The 371-nt window shown below is 45.3% G+C and carries 1 pseudogene; it reads right to left on the bottom strand.

What is annotated here, in order from left to right:
* Positions 1 to 174: 174 nt before the first annotated feature.
* Positions 175 to 371, bottom strand: a pseudogene (locus tag AB4585_RS26070) (hypothetical protein); the annotation flags it as partial.

Below are 371 nucleotides of genomic sequence, written 5' to 3'. Positions count from 1 at the left end.
CACAATGCGTATTTGGGCAGACTCTAAAATTCCGCTGAACCAGCACTCTGGCGCTACATATTTCTAAAAAGCAACAAGCACAATCGAATAAGCAAAACAATCCCGGCTAATTAGCCGGGATTTGTGGTTGTTAAGAACCTAGGGCCCAGTATCTAGGACCCCCAGACCCGATTCTTAATGATCCAAATACAAATAATTCTGCCAGCTCTTCATGCGAATCAGAATCTTACGCATGATGGAAACATGGTGGAAACTGTCAGAATATACGGCGATTTGTACGGATGTTCCCAGCGGTAGGTGGTACTGTGAAATATCGTCAGTGATACGCAACTTCACCAGAGCACGACCAGCAGCATCGAGCGATTTTGTTC

The organism is Vibrio sp. 10N.222.49.C9, from assembly GCF_041474985.1.
Taxonomy (GTDB): Bacteria; Pseudomonadota; Gammaproteobacteria; order Enterobacterales; family Vibrionaceae; genus Vibrio; species Vibrio crassostreae_C.
The sequence above is the reverse complement of the archived record's forward strand: the minus strand, read 5'-3'. Positions and strand labels throughout refer to the sequence as shown.